Genomic DNA, 1,060 nt, shown 5'->3' with positions numbered 1-1,060 from the left:
GTGATGCGTGTAGCTAACCTGTACTAATTGCTCGTTTGGCTTGACCATACAACACCCAAGTGGTTTTAGTATGTTGCCAATTATTTCGATATCATCCTGATGATTGCTGATGAATAGCAACCTTGATTCAGGTTCTTGATATACTTAGTCAATACAACGTTAAGTAAGTAACTTAACCAACTCATATCTATACCCCCTTTGCTGACGACAATAGCACGATGGAACCACCTGATCCCTTCTCGAACTCAGAAGTGAAACATCGTCGCGCCAATGGTAGTGTGGTTCGCCCATGTGAGAGTAGGTCATCGTCAGCTCCCTATACCTAAAAGCCCCCGCTCATCTTGAGTGGGGGCTTTTTCCTTTGGGTTAGGCCTATCTTGGCTAAAAAATATTGTTAGAAAACATAAGAGTAATATTTGCAGTTTTGAAATAATGAATACTTATAGATACTGCTTACCATCCTTATGTTTAAATGAGTTTCTAAGAGTTGGTAATGATCTTTGTAATTCGAGATAAAAGAATGGATGGGTAGGTATCCTTCAGCTTATATTATAAATAGTATCTGCGAGTCTATTTAAGCTAGAAGGTTATGTATCCTAATGCATGAGTAGATGAATTAAATAGAGATACTTAGGACGATTGGATTCAGGGGATTTTAAAGTAATAAGAAATCGATAGTATGAGCAGTTTTATTCTAGTAAACCTAATAGAGTGTTAGATTTTAATAGATATTAAATAAAAATCATAAAACCCCTTGACTCAAAAAATAAACCCTCTATAATACGCCCTCACTAAGACGGACATCGGGCAATAAATCGAGAGATTAGAAGCCTAACATCTTAGAAAGAAATAAAATTAAGTGTTGACAACGATATTCAAATCTATATAATAGTCAGCCTGCTAAGCGATACTGTCGTTACTTATTAATAACAGTAAAGCAAAGCAAAAGAACAAACTTACCTTGGACGACAAGATAAGTCAACTATTTAAAAGCTAAAATCAAAGAACAACTTGTGTGGATTTTTGCTGATTTAGGATGCTGAGAAATTAAAGTTGGGGT

At 35.7% G+C, this 1,060-nt stretch carries 1 rRNA gene; it reads left to right on the top strand.

Features of this window, described 5'->3' with window-relative positions:
* Positions 1–200: 200 nt before the first annotated feature.
* Positions 201–314, top strand: a 5S ribosomal RNA gene (gene rrf / locus AC2SLT_RS08545).
* Positions 315–1,060 lie beyond the last annotated feature (746 nt).

It is taken from the genome of Psychrobacter sp. CX18, from assembly GCF_057396215.1.
This window is presented reverse-complemented; position numbering and strand designations above follow the sequence as displayed.